Genomic DNA, 15,761 nt, shown 5'->3' with positions numbered 1-15,761 from the left:
CCGTGGGCGTGACGCGCCGCGCGTTCGAATCCGGCCAGGTCGACGTGCGGCTGTGGCCGCTGCGCGACTTCGCCGACGACAACTACCGCCGCGTCGACGACCGGCCGTATGGCGGCGGGCCCGGCATGGTGATGCTGGTCGAGCCGCTGGAGCGTGCGCTCACCACCATCCGCGGCGAGCGCGCTGACGGGGCGAGCGTTCCGGTCGTGCACTTCACGCCGACCGGCCGGTGCATCGATCAATCGGTGATGCGCGAGTTCGCGGCCGGCTCCGGCGCGGTGCTGCTGTGCGGCCGCTACGAGGGCATCGACCAGCGCTTCATCGATCGCCATGTCACGCTGGAGCTGAGCCTGGGCGACTTCGTGCTGTCCGGCGGCGAGCTGCCGGCGCTCGCGCTGCTCGACGGCGTGGCCCGGTTGCAGGACGGCGTGCTGGGCGATGCGCAGTCGCACCAGCAGGACAGCTTCTCCGACGGCCTGCTCGACTGCCCGCACTACAGCCGCCCCGAAGTGCTCGACGCCCCGGCCGGCCCGGACCCGGTGCCGCCGGTGCTGCTGTCGGGGCACCACGCCGACATCGCCCGCTGGCGGCGCGAGCGCTCGCTCGAGATCACCGCCCGGCGCCGCCCGGAATTGATCGCCGCCGCCCGCGCGCGTGGCGAACTGAGCAAACTCGACGAGAAGTTCCTCGCCGGCCTCGGGCTATAATCGCGGGCTTTTCGATCCTCTACCGGGCGTGGCCGCCTTCTTCTTGAGTGGCCACATCAAAATCAGCAACCGCGCCGGCAAGATCACAGGAGAACCCCATGGACCTGATCCAGACCCTCGAGCAAGAAGAAATTGCTCGCCTCAACAAGACCATTCCCCCCTTCGCTCCCGGCGACACGGTGATCGTCAGCGTCAACGTCGTCGAAGGCACCCGCAAGCGCCTGCAGGCTTACGAAGGCGTCGTGATTGCCAAGCGCAACCGCGGCCTGAACTCCAGCTTCATCGTGCGCAAGATCTCCAGCGGCGAAGGCGTGGAACGTACGTTCCAGCTGTACAGCCCGCTGATCGCGACGATCGAGATCAAGCGCCGTGGCGATGTGCGCCGCGCCAAGCTGTACTACCTGCGCGACCGTTCGGGCAAGTCGGCTCGCATTAAAGAGAAGCTCGCCTGATCCGTACCCGCGTACGGTCATGAAGAAGCCGCCTCCCCGAGGCGGCTTTTTTCTTGTCCAATCGATCCATGCCGCTGAGCTTCAACCCGCTGGAACTGCCCGTCGAGGGCATCGACGATCACCTCCCTGCCATCGCGTTGCCGCACCTGTCGCCCGAGGCCCTGCGCAGCCGCTTCCTCGCGCCGCCGGCCTGGTCGCCGGAGATTGCCGCCGAGCGCGCCTTCGGGTCCCGCGCGCCGGCCCACGCCTCGGTGCTGGTGCCGCTGGTGCAGCGCGAGGTGCTGTGCGTGGTGCTGACCCAGCGCACCGACCACCTGACCGACCACCCCGGCCAGATCAGCTTTCCCGGCGGCCGTGCCGAGTCGTACGACGCCGACGCGGTCGACACCGCCTTGCGCGAAGCGACCGAAGAAATCGGCCTCGCGCGCGACTACGTCGACGTGCTCGGCAGCCTCCCCACCTACACCACCGGCACCGGCTTCATCGTGACGCCGGTGGTCGCGCTGCTGCGCCCGGGCTTCGCGATCCAGGCCGATCCGTTCGAGGTCGCCGAGGTGTTCGAGGTGCCGCTCGCCTTCCTGATGAGCCCGGCCAACCACCGCCGGCACAGCGTCGAGGTGGGCGGCGTGCGGCGCGAGTTCCTGTCGATGCCGTGGACCGGCGTCGGCGCCGACGGCCGTCCGCGCCAGTACTTCATCTGGGGGGCCACCGCCGCGATGCTGCGCAACCTGTATCGCTTCCTCGCCGCGTAGCCGTCGCCGGACGGGGCCTCGCCGCTATCATCGCGGGCCATGAGTTTCTTCGCCGTCCTGTTCGCGCTGCTGATCGAGCAACTGAAGCCGCTGCCGCGCCGCAACTTCGTGCACGACGGCCTGACCGGCTGGATGCGCTGGACCGGCCGCAACTTCGATGCGGGCCAGGACCACCACGCCTGGGTCGTCTGGTGCGTGACGACGCTGGTCCCGGCGCTGCTGGCCTGGGCCGTCTTCGCGGTCGTCGTGCGCTTCAGCCTGGTCGCGGCACTCGCCTGGAACGTCGTCGTGCTGTACCTGACGATGGGCTTCCGGCAGTTCAGCCACTACTTCACCGACATCCGCGACGCACTCGAGCGCGGCGACGAACTCACCGCACGCCGGCTGCTGGCCGAATGGCGCCACCTCGACGCCAGCGAGTTGCCGCGCGCCGAGCTGCTGCGCCACGTGATCGAGCATTCGCTGCTGGCCGCGCACCGCCATGTGTTCGGCGTCTTCTTCTGGTTCGTCGTGCTGTCGACGCTCGGCCTCGGGCCGGCCGGCGCGGTGTTCTACCGCATGGCCGAATTCGCGAGTCGCTACTGGGCCTTCAAGAGCCGCACCGTCGGTGCGCCGGTCAACGAGCGGCTGCTCGCGCTGTCGCAACGCCTGTTCGGGCTGATCGACCACCTGCCGGCACGGCTGACGGCCTTCGGCTTCGCGGTGGTCGGCAATTTCGAGGAGGCGGTCTCGTGCTGGCGCCGCGATGCCGGGCTGTGGAAGCACGCGAACGAGGGCATCATCCTGTCGGCCGCGGCCGGTGCGGTGGGCGYGCAGCTCGGCGGCAGCGCGGCGCCGGGCGTTACGCCCGACCGCTCGAAGACCTTCGACAGCGGAGCGCCGGACGAACTCTCGAACGCCGAAGGCTCGACGCCCGGGGCGCCGCCGCAGACCGGTCACTTGCGCAGCATCGTCGGGCTGGTCTGGCGCTCGGTGGTGCTGTGGATGCTGCTGCTGGCGCTGCTCTCGTTGGCCAACCTGATCGGCTGATCAGAACCGCTGCCGGCCCAGTTCGTCGCGGATCTCGCCGTAGATGCGGTGCCGCGATTCGCTGATCTCGCCGCGCGCCAGCGCGGCCAGCACGCCGCAGCCGGGTTCGTGCTGGTGCGTGCAGTTGTAGAACTTGCAGTCGGTGGCGGCCGCGCGGATGTCGGGCATCAGCATCGCGAGCTGCTGCGCCTCGATCTGCCGCAGCCCGAATTCCTGGAAGCCCGGCGAATCGATCAGCCCGGTCGTGCGCTCGGCATCGAGCCAGTACCACTGCGTCGACGTCGTCGTGTGGCGGCCGGAGTTCAGCGCGACCGAGATGTCGCCCACCTGCGCACGCGCGTCCGGTGCCAGCAGGTTGATCAGCGTGCTCTTGCCGGTGCCGCTCGGCCCCAGCACCAGCGTCGCCTGCCCGGCCAGCAGCGGGCCCAGGCGGTCGCGCGCCTCCTGCGGCCGGGTCTTCAGCGCCAGTTCGATCACGTCGATGCCCATCGCGCTGTACGGCTTCAGCCGCTCGCGCGCGGCGGCGATCTGCGGCAGGTCGGACTTGTTCAGGATGATGCGTGTCGGGATGCCGGCGCTCTCGGCCGCGATCAGCGCGCGCGCGAGCTGCGATTCGCTGAACACCGGCTCGGCGGCCACCAGCACCAGCAACTGGTCGAGGTTGGCGGCGAACGACTTGGTCTTCCACTCGTCCTGGCGGAACAGCAGGTTGCGCCGCGGGTCCACGTGTTCGATCACGCCTTCGTCGCCGGTGACCTGCCAGCGCACGCGGTCGCCGACCACGCAGTCGCTCTTCTTGCCGCGCGGGTGGCAGACGATGCGCTCGCCGTCCGGCGTCTCGACGATGTAGTGGCGCCCGTGGCCGGCGACCACCAGCCCGGTGTCCAGCGCGACCGTGTGGCTCAAGCGAGGAAGGCGACGAGCGCGTCCGCCTTGGCCGCGCAGATGAAGTCGTTCAGCGAGATGCCGCCGACCGAATGCGTGTTGAAGCGCGCGACGCAGCGGTCGTAGCTGACGGCCAGCTCCGGATGGTGGTCTTCGCTGTGGGCGATCCAGGCCAGCGCGTTCACGAATGCGATCGTCTCGTGGTAGTTCTTGAAGCTGAAGGTCTTCTCGATCGCGCCTTCATTCAGGTGCCAGCCGCTGACTTGCGCCAGGTGGCTGCGGACCTCGTTCGGGCCCATCGCGTCGGCGCCTTCCAGCGCCTTGCATTTCAGGTGCAGCAGGTTGCTCATGGTTCAGCTCGGTTGTGGGTGCGCCTGGGGGCGCGTCTGCGATTGAAGGGCCGCCAGGCGCTCGGTGGCCGGCGGATGGGAGTAGTAGAAGCGCGCGTACACCGGGTCCGGCGTCAGCGTCGTCGAATTGTCCTCATGCAGCTTCAGCAGGGCCGCGGCAAGGTCTTGGCCGTCCGCCTGCGAGCAGGCGTAGGCGTCGGCCTCGAACTCGTGCTTGCGCGACACGCGCGCCGCCAGCGGCGTGGCGAACACGCTGAACACCGGCATCGCGAGCATCAGCAGGATCAGCGCCAGTGCGTCGTTCGGGGCTGCCATCGACGGCTGCACGCCCAGGCCCAGGTAGAACCAGGCCTGGTTCGACAGCCAGCCGAGCAGCCCGAAGGCCAGCAGGCTCAGCACCGTCATCGTCAGGCTGCGCTTGAGCAGGTGGCGCAGCTTGAAGTGACCGAGCTCGTGCGCTAGCACGGCTTCCATCTCGGGCGGGCTGAGCTTGTTGATCAGCGTGTCGTAGAAGATCACGCGCTTCGATTTGCCGAGGCCGGTGAACATCGCGTTCGCATGGGCCGAGCGCTTGCTGCCGTCCATCACGTAGAAGCCCTGGGCGGTGAAGCCGCAGCGTGCCATCAGCGCGAGCGCCTGCTCCTTCAGCGAGCCGTCGGGCAGCGGCTCGAACTTGTTGTAGAGCGGCATCACGACCAGCGGGTACACCACCTGCACGAACAGGCCGAACGCCGTCCACGCGAGCCAGGCCCAGAACCACCAGTACGCGCCGGCCGCGCCCATCAGCCACAGGATCAGCGCGACGATCGGCAGGCCGAGCGCGATGCCGACCAGCGTGTTGGTGACGAGGTCGCGCACGAAGAGCTGCCAGGTCATGCGGTTGAAGCCGAAGCGCGCCTCGAGGCGGAAGGTGGCGTACAGCTCGAACGGCAGCTCGAGCACGGCGCCGATCACCGAGAACGCGAACACCAGCGCCAGCTGGTAGGCAAGGCCGCCGAAGCGCGGGGCCAGCGCATCGCGCAGCACGGCATTCAGCGCATCGAGCCCGCCGAGCAGCGTCCAGCCGAGCAGCACGACGGCGCCGAAGGCCATCGTCACCAGCCCGAAGCGGCCCTTCGCGAGCGTGTAGTCGGCGGCTTTCTGGTGCGCGTCGAGCGACACCTTGCCGACGAAGGCGGCCGGCACGGCGTTGCGGTGGGCCGCGACGTGGCGCATCTGGCGCGTCGTGAGCCACAGGCGCAGCCCGAGCGAGGCGAGCAGCGCGGCGGCGAACAGCAGGGTCAGGTGAATGGCTTGCATGGGCTGCAAGTGTAGGGCGCGGTCGGCGAGAATGCCCCCAAGGAGAAAACCATGAGCGACATCGCAAGCCCGCTGCAGCAAAGCGACCAGAACCTGATCTGGATCGACCTCGAGATGACCGGCCTCTACCCGGACACCGACCGCATCATCGAGATCGCGGTCGTCGTGACCGATGCCCAGCTGACGCAGCGCGTCGAGGGCCCGGTGTTCGCGATCCACCAGAGCGACGCGACGCTCGACGCGATGGACGCCTGGAACAAGGGCACGCACGGCCGCAGCGGCCTGATCGACCGCGTGAAGGCGTCGACCATCGACGAGGCCTCGGCCGAGGCGCAGGTGATCGACTTCCTGAAGCGCTATGTCGGCAAGAGCACCTCGCCGATGTGCGGCAACAGCATCTGCCAGGACCGCCGCTTCCTGGCGCGCACGATGCCCAAGCTGGAAGCCTTCTTCCACTACCGCAACCTCGACGTCAGCACGCTGAAGGAGCTGGCCAAGCGCTGGAAGCCGGAGATCCTCGCCGGCTTCAGGAAGGCGCAGGCCCACACCGCGCTGGCCGACATCCACGAGTCGATCGACGAGCTCGCGTACTACCGCGAGCACCTGCTGGCGAAGTAGCAGCCGCTGTCAGGCTGCGTACCCGGCGCGCCAGGCCTGGATCAGCGCGCGGGCCTCGTCGCCGGGGCGCGGCGACAGCTTGCGGTACTCGCTGCAGTCGGGCTTGCGCGCCAGCAGCTTCATCTCGACCAGCTCGCGGCGCAGCGTGGCATGGTCGCCGAACGCGTTCCAGGCCTTCAGCACCTCGTTGACCTCGCGCTCGGTGTAGACGCGGCGCAGCTCGAAGTGCGTCCACAGCACCCAGATCGCCAGGCGCTGCACCGCGAAGCGCGTCGGCCAGCGCGCGAGCCGGCCCTGCGCGTCGAACTGGCCGAGCGCCTTGCGCGCGAGCGGCGTCAGCATCAGCGGTGCCTGCGCGGGCTGGGGAGGGCGTGCCGGCTTGAGTTGCGCGGCACGCAGCGCCTGCAGGTTGCGGTGGCCGGCGGCGCGCGCCAGCATGTTCATCAGCGACTGGTGGCCGGGCGGCTCCGTCGCGTCGGCGAGTTGTTGCGCCAGTGACTTCGCGAAGGTGGACAGGTCGGCCGTGTGCAACGGCAACAGGACGCGTGTCATGAAGGGTCTCCCTCTCGCGTGCGCTGCGACCCTTGCGGGCGCCGGGGATCGTCGTTGCCGGCCGGGCGCACGCAGGGCGTGACCAGAATGGGCCGAAGGCGTTTGGCAGGTTCAGATCGCTGGCGGGCGCCAGCGCGACGAGACCTGGGTGAACTGCCGACCGGCGCGAAGTGTAGCCCGACGGATTCGAAGGGCATTCGGGCTTGCGGGAAAACCCGCGGCCCCCTATACTCCGCGCTTCGCCTCGGCACCGTCACTTGACTGTACGAGGCGTTTCGTTCATCCCCTCTGACCTCATCGAGTCTTCCCATGGCCGCTTTCACGGCCGTGCGGCCTGTTCGAACTCCGCGGCGAACCCCGGGACCCCTTTCAGGGATTTCCAGGGCTCTGCGGGAATGGTTGGCGGCGATGCCGTCGCTTTGACTGTTCCCATGTTCCCCGGCACCGGCGCGAGCGTTCTCGCCGATCTGGGTTCGGACCTTCTCCCCAGCGACTGATCCGCGTGCACCCGATGCGCGCTGGTGTCGTGCTGTGCCCTTTGCGGGCCGGCGGCACCGTGTTTGAGAAAGAAGACGATGAGTTTCGATACCCTTGGCCTGAACCCGGCCCTGCTGCAAGCCCTGAAGGATTCCGGCTACGAGACGCCGACCGACGTGCAGGCCCGCGCCATCCCCCCGGCCATCGAAGGCAAGGACCTGATGGTCGCCTCGAGCACCGGCAGCGGCAAGACCGCCTCGTTCGTGCTGCCCGGCCTGCAGCGCATCCTCGCCGCCCGCGGCGACAACACCAAGCGCCGCGAGAAGGGCATGGTCTACGGCCCGCGCATCCTCGTGCTGGCACCCACCCGTGAACTGGCGATGCAGGTCGACAAGGCCGCCGTGACCTACGGCAAGCACGTGCAAGGCCTGCGCGTGACCACCGTCGTCGGCGGCGTGCCCTATGGCGCCCAGCTGAAGGCGCTGCGTGGCCCGCTCGACATCCTGATCGCGACCCCCGGCCGCCTGCTCGACCACCTGCAAAGCGGCAAGGCCATCCTCGAGAACGTCGAGATGCTGGTGCTCGACGAAGCCGACCGCATGCTCGACATGGGCTTCATCGACGACATCCGCACCATCGCCGACCAGCTGCCGCAAGACCGCCAGACCGTGATGTACAGCGCGACCTTCGCCGGCCACGTGGGCCGCCTCGCGCAGGACCTGCTGCGCGATCCGCAGCRCATCGAGGTCACCTCGCACACCGACACGCACGAGAACATCGAGCAGCGCCTGCACTGGGCCGACAACGGCGCGCACAAGAATGCGCTGCTGGACCACATCCTGACCGAGCGCGACATGGAGCAGGCGGTGGTGTTCACCAGCACGCAGCGCGATGCCGACTGGCTCGCCGATCGCCTGGCCGACATGGGCCATGCGGTCGCATCGCTGCACGGCGGCATGCCGCAAGGCCGCCGCACCCGCGTGCTGCAGGGCCTGCGCAACAAGCAGCTGCGCGTGCTGGTCGCAACAGACGTCGCCGCGCGCGGCATCGACGTGCCGACCATCAGCCACGTGATCAACTACGGCCTGCCGATGAARGCCGAAGACTAYGTGCACCGCATYGGCCGCACCGGCCGCGCCGGCCGCAACGGCCTCGCGGTGACGCTGGCCGAGCGCATGGACACCGGCATGATCCGCCGCATCCAGGCCTTCACGACGCAGAACATCCCGGTCGCGACGATCGTCGGCCTGGAGCCGAAGTCGCCGGAACCGCGCATGTTCGCTGCCCGCCCCGAAGGCAAGTTCGGCGGCAAGCCGTTCGGCCAGGGCCGTGGCGGCCACGGTGGCCACCAGGGCGGCAAGAGCTTCGGCCGGCCGGCCCCGCGTGGCGAAGGTTTTGCGCCGCGCAATGAAGGCTTCGCWCCGCGCAACGAAGGCTTTGCGACCCGCGGCCCGGACGGCTTCGCGCCGCGCGGTTCGTTCGATCGCCCGGCCCCGGAGCAGCGCCGTGACAACCCGTTCGCGAACCGTCCGCCGCACGAGGGCGCGCCGCGCCATGCGTTCGACCGCGCGCCGGCCGACCGCGGCAACAACGCCGGCTTCGCGCCGCGCAAGCCGAGCGGCCCCGGCGGCAACAAGGGGAGCTTCGGCAAGCCGCAGCGCCCGCGCCAGGGTGGTTTCAGCCGCTGATCCCGGTTGACACTCACGAAGGGCCCGCTTTGCGGGCCTTTTTTTTGGGTCGGATGGGTGGGCACCGGACCCGCTTCACTTGCGATACCGCGAAGCCCTCAACGAGGCGATCGGCCTGGTCGTGCGCGATCGCAGGACGCTGGCCGATGCGATCGAGGCGCTGCACCTCGGAGACGACAACGCACCGGGCTTCGCGCCTCTGTTGCGCGACGAACTGCGCAAGCTCGAAGCCTTCAACTGCGCGCGCTACCGCGTGACGATGGGCGCCACCGAAGCCTGGATCGCCGCCAGTCGTCCGGCTTGAAGACGGCCCGGGTCAATCCGCGTCCGGTGGCGGATACGGCACCCGCTCATGCGCCCCCATCTCCACCGCCAGCGCCGCCCCCAGCAGGAAGATCTGGCAGGACCAGTAGATCCACACCAGCAGCGCCGCGAACGATCCGGCGGCGCCCAGCGTCGAGCGCAGCGCCGTGCCGGCGATGTACGCATTGATCCCGTAGCGCCCCGCCAGGAACAGCACCGCCGCGACCGCCGCGCCGATGAACGCATGCCGCACACGCAGGTGCGCATCGGGCAGCCACACCATCAGCAACGAGAACAGCGTGGTCATCACGAGCCACGACCACAGCAGCTCGACCGACTGCAGCAGCGGCCCGAGCGCCGGACCGAGCGCATCGGTCTGGTCGACCACCCAGCGGATCGCCAGCAGCGCGACGGCCTGCAGCACCATCGCGACCGCCAGCAGGAAGCCGCAGCCGAGCAGCACGCCCATCGACAGCAGGCGCACCTGCACCAGCCGCCACAGCGAGCCGCGCTCCGGCGGTGCGCCCAGCATCTCCTGCAGCGAGGCGCGCAACTCGACGAACACGCCGACCGCGCCGACCAGCATCGTCACCACCGCGATCACCGGCGCCGCCACCGCGAACCCGCCGGCCCGTTCGCGCGACAGCAGCGTCGTCGCGGTGTGCGGCGCGCTGGCCAGCAGGTCCGCGAGCGTGCGGGCCTCGCCCGGGCCGAGCAGGCGGCCGACCGCATCCACCATCGTCGCGTTCGCGCTCTGGTCGCCGAGCAGCCACACCAGCAGGCTCGTCACGACGACGAGCAGCGGTGCCATCGAGAACGCCGCGTAGAACGCCACCGCGGCCCCCTGGCGCGCGCCATGGCATTCGATGAAGCGGTTGATGGTGCGAACGCCCACCGAGACCACGTGCCCCGCCGTGCTCGCGACCATCCGGTGCCAGAGGCGGACAGCGAGCCCCGGGGTGTCGGCGACCTCGCCCTGCGCCACGCTCACCCTTCCATCAATCGCGCGAGCCGCGTGGCCGAGCGGGAATGTTCCGCGACGACCTTCATCACGACGATCAGCCCCGGCCCGAGGAACAGCCCCCACACGCCCCACAGCGCGCCCCAGAACACCAAGCCGATGAACACCGCGGCGGCGTTCATCCGCGCGGCGCGGCTCTGCAGCCAGGCCGCGACCGCGGTGCCGATCAGCGTCGACACCACGACCAGGTAGACCGCGGTGCCGATCGCCGCGCCGGCGGTGCCGTGCGCGAGGAAGGCTTCCGCTGCGCCGAACGCCGTCAGGATGCCCATGCCGACATACGGCACGACATGCAGCACCGCGGCGGTCACGCCCCACATCGCCGCATCGGGGATCTCGCCCCAGGCGAACGCGGCCCACACCGCGCAGCCGATCAGCACGTTGGTGACCAGCAGCACGCCGACATAGATGCGGATCTGCCGCGAGCATTCATGCAGGGCCCGGCAGGCCCGCGTGCGCGATTGCGAGCGCCCGCCCCACAGGTCGATGAAGCGACCCGCGAGCGGGCTGCCGCCGCTCAGCACGAAGAACGCGACGAACACGATGATCGTCAGGTCGCCGGCGAACTTCATCAGGATGGTCGAGCCGTTCAGCGCGGTGTCGCGCATCCACAGCGTGACGGTCTCGGTCAGCGTGTGCGCCGGCGCGGCGGGGATCAGCTTCTGGCGCGTCGGCTTCGGCGGCGGCGCGCCGTTGGCGACGCTCTGGGCGGCGCGGTCGAGTTCCTGCAGCGCATCGCGCGAGCGCTTGAGCACGGAGTCGTCATCGGCCTCGGTGGGCGTGATGCGCTCGGCCACCATGCGGATGATCTCGGGGCTGCGGTCCACCATGCGCAGCAGCTTGCCGCCGAAGGCCATCGACGCGAGGGCCGCCAGCGCGAGGAACAGCACCAGCGACAGCAGCACCGCGAGCATCTGGCTGCGCAGCAGGTGGCGCAGGCCGGCCACCACCGGCGCGACCAGCATCGCGAGCATCAGGCCGGCGACCACCGGCACCAGGAAGCGCTGGCCCCACCACAGCGCACCGATCACCGCGACCGTCGCGATCACCGTCGCCGAGGCCRCCGAGCGCGGAAGCGGCCCGGGATATCCGTCGTCGAGCGGCGACGCGGGCTCGTCGACCTGCGATGCGATGCTGGCGCGCCCGGCCTCGACGGGCGGTTTCGCGGCGGGCGTCAGGGTGCCGGAGAGGGACATCGTGTGCGAAGACGGCGCACCGAGCGCCCTGTCCTCAACGCCGCAAGGCGCACGACCCCGCGGGGTGGTGCGCCTTCACACGGACGAGCCGTGAGGGTCGTGAGGTTTACGGGCGGATCAGGATGTCGTTCTTGACCGACTTCACGCCGTTGACGTTGCGGGCGATCGATTCGGCGGTGCTCTTCTCGTTCGCGCTCTTCGCGAAGCCCGACAGCTGCACCGTGCCGTTCAGCGTCTCGACGCTGATCGACGAGGCATCGACGTCCTTGTTGCCGACGTACTTCGCCTTCACCGCGGTGGTGATGGCGGCATCGTCGACGTAGCTGCCGACCGTCGATTGATCACGCGTCACGGCGCAGCCGGTGGCGGACAGCAGGGCGACGGCGGATACGACGGCAGCGAGGGTGTTGCGGACAAGCATGTGGTTCTCCTTCAGTGTGGAAGCGTTGTGATCCAGGTGGTCATCGGGAAGATGGACATCGAGCCCCCACCCGTGCGGGCCCGTGTCGTGGCATGGGGGTCAATAGAACATGAACATCACTTGCTGCTGATCGCTTTCGCGCCCAGCAATCCGATCAGGACCACGGCCACGAACAGCACCAGGAACAGCACGAAGAGAAACTTCGCGATGCCCGCCGCACCGGCGGCGATGCCGGTGAATCCGAACACGCCCGCGACGAGCGCGATGGCTGCAAAGATGATGGCCCACTTCAGCATGTCGTTCTCCTTGGTGCGGTGCGGATTCGCGGTGTCGAGTCGATGAGGCAACTCTATGGGCCGCCCCGCAGCCGATCCATCGGACGCTGGCGTGAGCGCATGTAGGACGGAATGCTTTGCCGATCCGATGCCTTGAAGGCATGCGTGGCGATCGGCAAAAGGCGCGCCCGCGGCGCGCTTCGGCAAAGAGAGCGTGGCGACGCTCAGTGCACGGTGTAGTCGGTGCCGGGCATGTGCGGCGGTTGTGCCGAAGGCGGTGATGGCGGCGGCGCTGATGTCGATGCAGATGTCGATGCGGGTGCGGGCGCCGATGCTGATGCAGCAGCCGGTGCGGGGGCCTGCCGCGTGAAGTCCGCGATCGCGAGGTTCACCCAGCTGATGATCGATGCCAGGTCGAAGCGCGGCAGCAAGCCGGCCAGCAACGCACCGCCCGACAACCAGCGCCACGGCTTCACGCGCGTCAGCAGCATGCCGCCGACGAAGGCGCCCGCCAGCAGCCACCACGGGTGCTTCTTCGCCAGCGGGCCCGCGAGCTCCTGTCCGGCGTCGCGTGCGAACTCGAAGGTGGTGCGCCACGGATGGCCGGCCCACCAGCGGCGCAACCAGCGCACCGCGATCGCGGCGGCGGGCAGGTCCGAGAGCGCGTCGCCCAGCGTGCCGAGCCAGCCCGGTTCCTGCGGCGCATGCACAGCGTGTGGATCGGGCGGGGCGCTCGCCTTCACGAGCGCCGCGCGAATGGATTCGCGCGAGGCCGCGAGCCGTTCCTTCGGGCTCAGCGGCCGCGCCGGCACCACGGCCGGCAGGCCAGGGTCGAGCTGGGTTTCTTCGACGTGGGTCATGTCGCACCCACTTCGCCGAGCATGCGTGCGTCGGCCTCGAACTGCTGCTGCACTGCAGCGAACGCCGGCTCGGCCGCGGGTCGCCGCGCGATCACGCCGGCCACCACGGCAACGACCGCCGGCACGGCCGGTGCGGCCCACAGCGCCCACACCGCGTCGCCTTGCAGCGAAGGCGTCACCGCCCACAGCATCAGCGCGACGCCCGCGAGCACCGCGCTCACGCCGACGCAGCACAGCGCGAGCGCCGTCAGCAGCAGGCGGACGGTCCAGCGGCTCTGCGCCTGGCGCGCTTCGCTGCCGATCAGCGCGGCGTAGGCACTCAGGTGATCGGCGACGAGTTCAGGCCGTGTGGCAGCGAGCTTGATCAGCGGATGGATCATGGCAGCACCGATGGTGAGCTACAGCGGTGGACGAAAGCGGACGCGGCGAACCCGGCCGTGGTGCGATGCACCAATCGGCCGGGCCGGTCCAGCGCCCACGGCGGGGTCACTGCCGGGTTTACTGTTGGTTGTTGCGGCGAGCGCTCTGGATCAGCGCAAGCAACCCCATCAGCGCGGCACCGGTCGCGGCGGCGATCAGCATCGACTTGACCGGCTCGTCCTTGACGTAGCGCACGGTCGCATCGCCGACCGAGGCGGCGCGTTCGCGCACGTGCGTGGCGGTGTCCTTCACGGCGTCAACGCCGCGGCGCGCCAGCGCTTCGGCCTGGCCGGCCAGGCGGGCGATCGTCGGCTCGGCGGTGTCGCGCGCTTCGCCGATCGCCGATTCGGCGTGGTCGAGCGCGCTGTTGGCGACGCGGCGCGTGCTCTTGACCGCGCTGTCCGCCGTGTCGGCCAGCTTGTTGACGGTGTCGCTGGCCTGGCTGCTGAGGTTGTCGGTCTTGAAGGTGGAGGTGCTCATGGCTGTTTCCTTGATTGGTATGTGGGAATAGACAAGTTAGGCGAGGCGAGGGCGCGCCGCAAGGCGGCGCGCGGCGCCGCGGCTAGGTGCCGCGCTTGATCAGACCGAACAGGAAGGCGGCGACGGCCATGATCGCGAAGATGATGAACAGGATCTTCGCGATGCCGGCAGCGCTGGCCGCGATGCCGCCGAAGCCGAACAGGGCGGCGATCAGCGCGATGATGAAGAACACGACGGCGTAATACAGCATGCTCTGGCTCCTTCGGTGTGAGTGGTTGACGATGGGACCACTCTAGGAGCGCGGGCGTCCGCGAGGAATGGGACGGCGAGCCGATGCGGTGTAGGAGGGAGCCGACGACTCAAATTTGCGGCAGCGTCGCCTGGATGCGCGTGCCGGTGCCCGGCGTCGACTGGATGCTCATGCGCCCGCCCTCGGCCTCGACGCGGTAGCGCATGCCCAGCAGCCCGTGCGTGGACGGCCGCGCCACCTGCGTGTCGAAGCCGCTGCCGTTGTCGTGCACGTCGACCTCGGCCAGCGCGCCGCGCGGCCGCAGCGTGACCACCACCTGGCGCGCCTGCGCGTACTTCGCGACGTTGGTCAGCGCCTCCTGCACGAGCCGGTACACCGTCAGTTCGCCCGACGGCTTCAGCGACACCGGCTCGAGCTCGCTGATCACCTTCACGCCCGAGCGCTCGGCGAACTCGCGGCCCAGGATCTCCAGCGCCGCCAGCAGCCCCAGGTTGCTCAGCGACGACGGCCGCAGGTCCTCGATGATGCGGCGCTTCAGCGCGATGCCTTCGTTCAGCGTCTCGTTCAGGTGCACCAGCCGCTCGGTGATGTCGGGCGTGTGGATCGTGATGCGCGACTTCAGCCGCGCCACGTCGAGCTTGGCCGCCGTCAGCAGCGCGCCCAGCTCGTCGTGCAGGTCGCGCGCGAGCCGGCTGCGCTCGTCCTCGCGGGCGGTCTGCAAGTGCTGCGCCAATTCGGTGAGCTGCGCGGTGCGCGCGGTCACCTGCACCTCCAGCAGGTCGCGCTCGGCCTGCAGCGCCTCCTTCTTGTGCACGCGCTCCTTCTCGAGCGTGTTCGACTGGCGCAGGTACATGAAGAAGGCCAGCACGCTCAGCGCCGTCATCGCGCTGACGCCGAGCCGGCTCAGCAGCAGCGTCTGGTAGACCTCCTCGCGGCGGTCCGCGATCAGCCTCGATTCGCGCGTCACCAGCCGTTCGGAGGCGAGGCGGATGCTCTCCATCTGCTCGCGCCCGATGTCGGTCTCGATGACCGCGCGCCAGGCCTCGTCGCGGCCGTCGGCGCGCAACTGCACCGTGGTGTCCATCTCGGAGACCTTCTTGCTGACCAGCGTCGCGAGCACGGTGAAATCGGCGACGCGGTCGGGCTCGTGCGCGTAGTACTCGCCGAGCGTGCGCAGCGTCTCGCCGATGCTCGCCATCGACGAGCGGTACGGCTTCAGGTACTCGGGGCGGCCGGTGATCAGGTAGCCGCGCTGGCCGTTCTCGGCATCGAGCACCTGGCGCAGCAGCACCATGTTGTTGGTGCGGGCGACGCCCATTTCGCCCAGCCGGTCCAGCGCGTCCACCGAGGTGCGGTAGGCGGTCTCGCTGATGCCCATCAGCGTCAGCGCGGTCACCACCGCGAGGGGGAACGTGAAGGCACTGCGCTTGAATCGGTGAAAGAAGTTCTTCATGCGATTTTTCTGTGTGCCTCTAGAATCGATTGGAGTCCAACCACAGGGGACAGTCGCTCATGATCAAGATTGCCATCGTTGACGACCACGCGCTCGTTCGCGCCGGTCTGCGCCAGTATCTCGCGGAGCAGGTCGACCTGCAGGTCGTGGCCGAGGCCTCCAACGGCCGCGAAGCCCTCGACATCGTCCGCAAGGAACAGATCGACGTGCTGGTCATGGACCTGTCGATGCCGCAGCAAAGCGGCGTCGACGCGCTGGCCGCGATCCGCGCCC

Annotated in this window: 21 protein-coding genes; 8 read left to right on the top strand and 13 right to left on the bottom strand. The window is 69.3% G+C overall.

All coding sequences use genetic code 11. The features are described 5' to 3' along the window. The first annotated feature begins 2 nt into the window (after positions 1-2). The 4 genes from trmD to AC1D12_RS08280 all read left to right on the top strand — a co-directional run bounded on the left by trmD (position 3) and on the right by AC1D12_RS08280 (position 2,940). Positions 3-707 (top strand): tRNA (guanosine(37)-N1)-methyltransferase TrmD, encoded by a 705-nt coding sequence (trmD, locus tag AC1D12_RS08295; protein ID WP_477839875.1) that lies wholly within the window; start codon positions 3-5, stop codon positions 705-707. Between the two features lie 98 nt (positions 708-805). Next, positions 806-1,159 (top strand): 50S ribosomal protein L19, encoded by a 354-nt coding sequence (rplS, locus tag AC1D12_RS08290; protein WP_047500714.1) that lies wholly within the window; start codon positions 806-808, stop codon positions 1,157-1,159. A 68-nt stretch (positions 1,160-1,227) separates the two neighbouring features. Beyond that, on the top strand, positions 1,228-1,911 hold the full coding sequence (locus AC1D12_RS08285) for an NUDIX hydrolase (RefSeq protein ID WP_477839877.1): 684 nt from the start codon (positions 1,228-1,230) through the stop codon (positions 1,909-1,911). 39 nt (positions 1,912-1,950) lie between these two features. Then, on the top strand, positions 1,951-2,940 hold the full coding sequence (locus tag AC1D12_RS08280) for a CobD/CbiB family protein (protein ID WP_477839873.1): 990 nt from the start codon (positions 1,951-1,953) through the stop codon (positions 2,938-2,940). On the opposite strand, the gene rsgA is transcribed toward AC1D12_RS08280, so the two are convergent. Genes rsgA through AC1D12_RS08265 form a run of 3 tightly spaced genes read right to left on the bottom strand, consistent with a single transcriptional unit; the run spans position 2,941 to position 5,474 of the window. Continuing rightward, on the bottom strand, positions 2,941-3,846 hold the full coding sequence (gene rsgA / locus AC1D12_RS08275) for a ribosome small subunit-dependent GTPase A (RefSeq protein ID WP_047500723.1): 906 nt from the start codon (positions 3,844-3,846) through the stop codon (positions 2,941-2,943). It lies immediately after the preceding gene. Beyond that, positions 3,843-4,175: a 4a-hydroxytetrahydrobiopterin dehydratase gene (locus tag AC1D12_RS08270; protein ID WP_465111142.1), complete on the bottom strand. Its 333-nt coding sequence runs from the start codon at positions 4,173-4,175 to the stop codon at positions 3,843-3,845. Before AC1D12_RS08270 ends, rsgA begins: the two co-directional genes overlap by 4 nt. Positions 4,176-4,178: 3 nt before the next feature. Continuing rightward, the gene (locus AC1D12_RS08265) at positions 4,179-5,474 is read right to left on the bottom strand and encodes a M48 family metallopeptidase (RefSeq protein ID WP_477828541.1); all 1,296 of its coding nucleotides are present in this window, start codon (positions 5,472-5,474) and stop codon (positions 4,179-4,181) included. Between the two features lie 51 nt (positions 5,475-5,525). Here AC1D12_RS08265 and orn point away from each other — a divergent pair, with 51 nt between their 5' ends. Further along, complete coding sequence (orn, locus tag AC1D12_RS08260) at positions 5,526-6,092, top strand: oligoribonuclease (protein WP_047500730.1); 567 nt, start codon at positions 5,526-5,528, stop codon at positions 6,090-6,092. Positions 6,093-6,101: 9 nt separating this feature from the next. On the opposite strand, the gene AC1D12_RS08255 is transcribed toward orn, so the two are convergent. Beyond that, positions 6,102-6,644: a DUF2087 domain-containing protein gene (locus AC1D12_RS08255; protein WP_047500732.1), complete on the bottom strand. Its 543-nt coding sequence runs from the start codon at positions 6,642-6,644 to the stop codon at positions 6,102-6,104. A 575-nt stretch (positions 6,645-7,219) separates the two neighbouring features. Here AC1D12_RS08255 and AC1D12_RS08250 point away from each other — a divergent pair. Together AC1D12_RS08250 and AC1D12_RS08245 are read left to right on the top strand one after the other, a co-directional pair. Continuing rightward, positions 7,220-8,809, top strand: coding sequence for a DEAD/DEAH box helicase (locus AC1D12_RS08250; protein ID WP_477839870.1), 1,590 nt, complete (start codon positions 7,220-7,222; stop codon positions 8,807-8,809). Positions 8,810-8,888: 79 nt separating this feature from the next. Further along, on the top strand, positions 8,889-9,113 hold the full coding sequence (locus AC1D12_RS08245) for a hypothetical protein (RefSeq protein ID WP_477825973.1): 225 nt from the start codon (positions 8,889-8,891) through the stop codon (positions 9,111-9,113). A 12-nt stretch (positions 9,114-9,125) separates the two neighbouring features. Here the strand turns inward: AC1D12_RS08245 and AC1D12_RS08240 are convergent, their stop codons facing one another. The 9 genes from AC1D12_RS08240 to AC1D12_RS08200 all read right to left on the bottom strand — a co-directional run bounded on the left by AC1D12_RS08240 (position 9,126) and on the right by AC1D12_RS08200 (position 15,488). Further along, positions 9,126-10,103, bottom strand: a complete 978-nt coding sequence (locus tag AC1D12_RS08240) for a YihY/virulence factor BrkB family protein (protein WP_477825972.1) — start codon at positions 10,101-10,103, stop codon at positions 9,126-9,128. Beyond that, on the bottom strand, positions 10,100-11,329 hold the full coding sequence (locus AC1D12_RS08235) for an AI-2E family transporter (RefSeq protein ID WP_477839868.1): 1,230 nt from the start codon (positions 11,327-11,329) through the stop codon (positions 10,100-10,102). Before AC1D12_RS08235 ends, AC1D12_RS08240 begins: the two co-directional genes overlap by 4 nt. A gap of 106 nt (positions 11,330-11,435) precedes the next feature. After that, complete coding sequence (locus tag AC1D12_RS08230; RefSeq protein WP_465111148.1) at positions 11,436-11,750, bottom strand: BON domain-containing protein; 315 nt, start codon at positions 11,748-11,750, stop codon at positions 11,436-11,438. Positions 11,751-11,866: 116 nt separating this feature from the next. Continuing rightward, a complete protein-coding gene (locus AC1D12_RS08225; RefSeq protein ID WP_047501127.1) occupies positions 11,867-12,046 on the bottom strand; it encodes a DUF1328 family protein in 180 nt (59 codons plus the stop codon). A 203-nt stretch (positions 12,047-12,249) separates the two neighbouring features. Further along, positions 12,250-12,885 (bottom strand): hypothetical protein, encoded by a 636-nt coding sequence (locus tag AC1D12_RS08220; protein WP_465111149.1) that lies wholly within the window; start codon positions 12,883-12,885, stop codon positions 12,250-12,252. After that, entirely contained in the window at positions 12,882-13,265 is a 384-nt protein-coding gene (locus AC1D12_RS08215; RefSeq protein ID WP_477839866.1) for a hypothetical protein, read from the bottom strand. Before AC1D12_RS08215 ends, AC1D12_RS08220 begins: the two co-directional genes overlap by 4 nt. A 118-nt stretch (positions 13,266-13,383) precedes the next feature. Beyond that, positions 13,384-13,785 carry a hypothetical protein gene (locus AC1D12_RS08210; RefSeq protein ID WP_477825971.1) on the bottom strand — a complete coding sequence of 134 codons (402 nt, stop codon included), beginning with the start codon at positions 13,783-13,785 and terminating at the stop codon, positions 13,384-13,386. 82 nt (positions 13,786-13,867) lie between these two features. Next, positions 13,868-14,035: a DUF1328 domain-containing protein gene (locus AC1D12_RS08205; RefSeq protein WP_047500752.1), complete on the bottom strand. Its 168-nt coding sequence runs from the start codon at positions 14,033-14,035 to the stop codon at positions 13,868-13,870. A gap of 109 nt (positions 14,036-14,144) precedes the next feature. Beyond that, positions 14,145-15,488 (bottom strand): sensor histidine kinase, encoded by a 1,344-nt coding sequence (locus tag AC1D12_RS08200; protein WP_047500754.1) that lies wholly within the window; start codon positions 15,486-15,488, stop codon positions 14,145-14,147. A gap of 59 nt (positions 15,489-15,547) precedes the next feature. On the opposite strand from AC1D12_RS08200, the gene AC1D12_RS08195 reads away from it, so the two are divergent. Then, a partial coding sequence (locus tag AC1D12_RS08195; RefSeq protein ID WP_477839863.1) for a response regulator transcription factor occupies positions 15,548-15,761 on the top strand: 214 nt, incomplete at its 3' end.

The sequence above is a fragment of the Rhizobacter sp. P1_G5 genome, assembly GCF_056405435.1.
This window is presented reverse-complemented; position numbering and strand designations above follow the sequence as displayed.

Excerpts from the sequence above, each read along its gene's own strand:
- rplS (WP_047500714.1), top strand. The coding sequence starts at position 806 with ATGGACCTGATCCAGACCCTCGAGCAAGAAGAAATTGCTCGCCTCAAC.
- AC1D12_RS08285 (WP_477839877.1), top strand. The coding sequence starts at position 1,228 with ATGCCGCTGAGCTTCAACCCGCTGGAACTGCCCGTCGAGGGCATCGAC.
- AC1D12_RS08270 (WP_465111142.1), bottom strand. The coding sequence starts at position 4,175 with ATGAGCAACCTGCTGCACCTGAAATGCAAGGCGCTGGAAGGCGCCGAC.
- AC1D12_RS08265 (WP_477828541.1), bottom strand. The coding sequence starts at position 5,474 with ATGCAAGCCATTCACCTGACCCTGCTGTTCGCCGCCGCGCTGCTCGCC.
- orn (WP_047500730.1), top strand. The coding sequence starts at position 5,526 with ATGAGCGACATCGCAAGCCCGCTGCAGCAAAGCGACCAGAACCTGATC.
- AC1D12_RS08255 (WP_047500732.1), bottom strand. The coding sequence starts at position 6,644 with ATGACACGCGTCCTGTTGCCGTTGCACACGGCCGACCTGTCCACCTTC.
- AC1D12_RS08230 (WP_465111148.1), bottom strand. The coding sequence starts at position 11,750 with ATGCTTGTCCGCAACACCCTCGCTGCCGTCGTATCCGCCGTCGCCCTG.
- AC1D12_RS08225 (WP_047501127.1), bottom strand. The coding sequence starts at position 12,046 with ATGCTGAAGTGGGCCATCATCTTTGCAGCCATCGCGCTCGTCGCGGGC.
- AC1D12_RS08220 (WP_465111149.1), bottom strand. The coding sequence starts at position 12,885 with ATGACCCACGTCGAAGAAACCCAGCTCGACCCTGGCCTGCCGGCCGTG.
- AC1D12_RS08215 (WP_477839866.1), bottom strand. The coding sequence starts at position 13,265 with ATGATCCATCCGCTGATCAAGCTCGCTGCCACACGGCCTGAACTCGTC.
- AC1D12_RS08210 (WP_477825971.1), bottom strand. The coding sequence starts at position 13,785 with ATGAGCACCTCCACCTTCAAGACCGACAACCTCAGCAGCCAGGCCAGC.
- AC1D12_RS08205 (WP_047500752.1), bottom strand. The coding sequence starts at position 14,035 with ATGCTGTATTACGCCGTCGTGTTCTTCATCATCGCGCTGATCGCCGCC.
- AC1D12_RS08200 (WP_047500754.1), bottom strand. The coding sequence starts at position 15,488 with ATGAAGAACTTCTTTCACCGATTCAAGCGCAGTGCCTTCACGTTCCCC.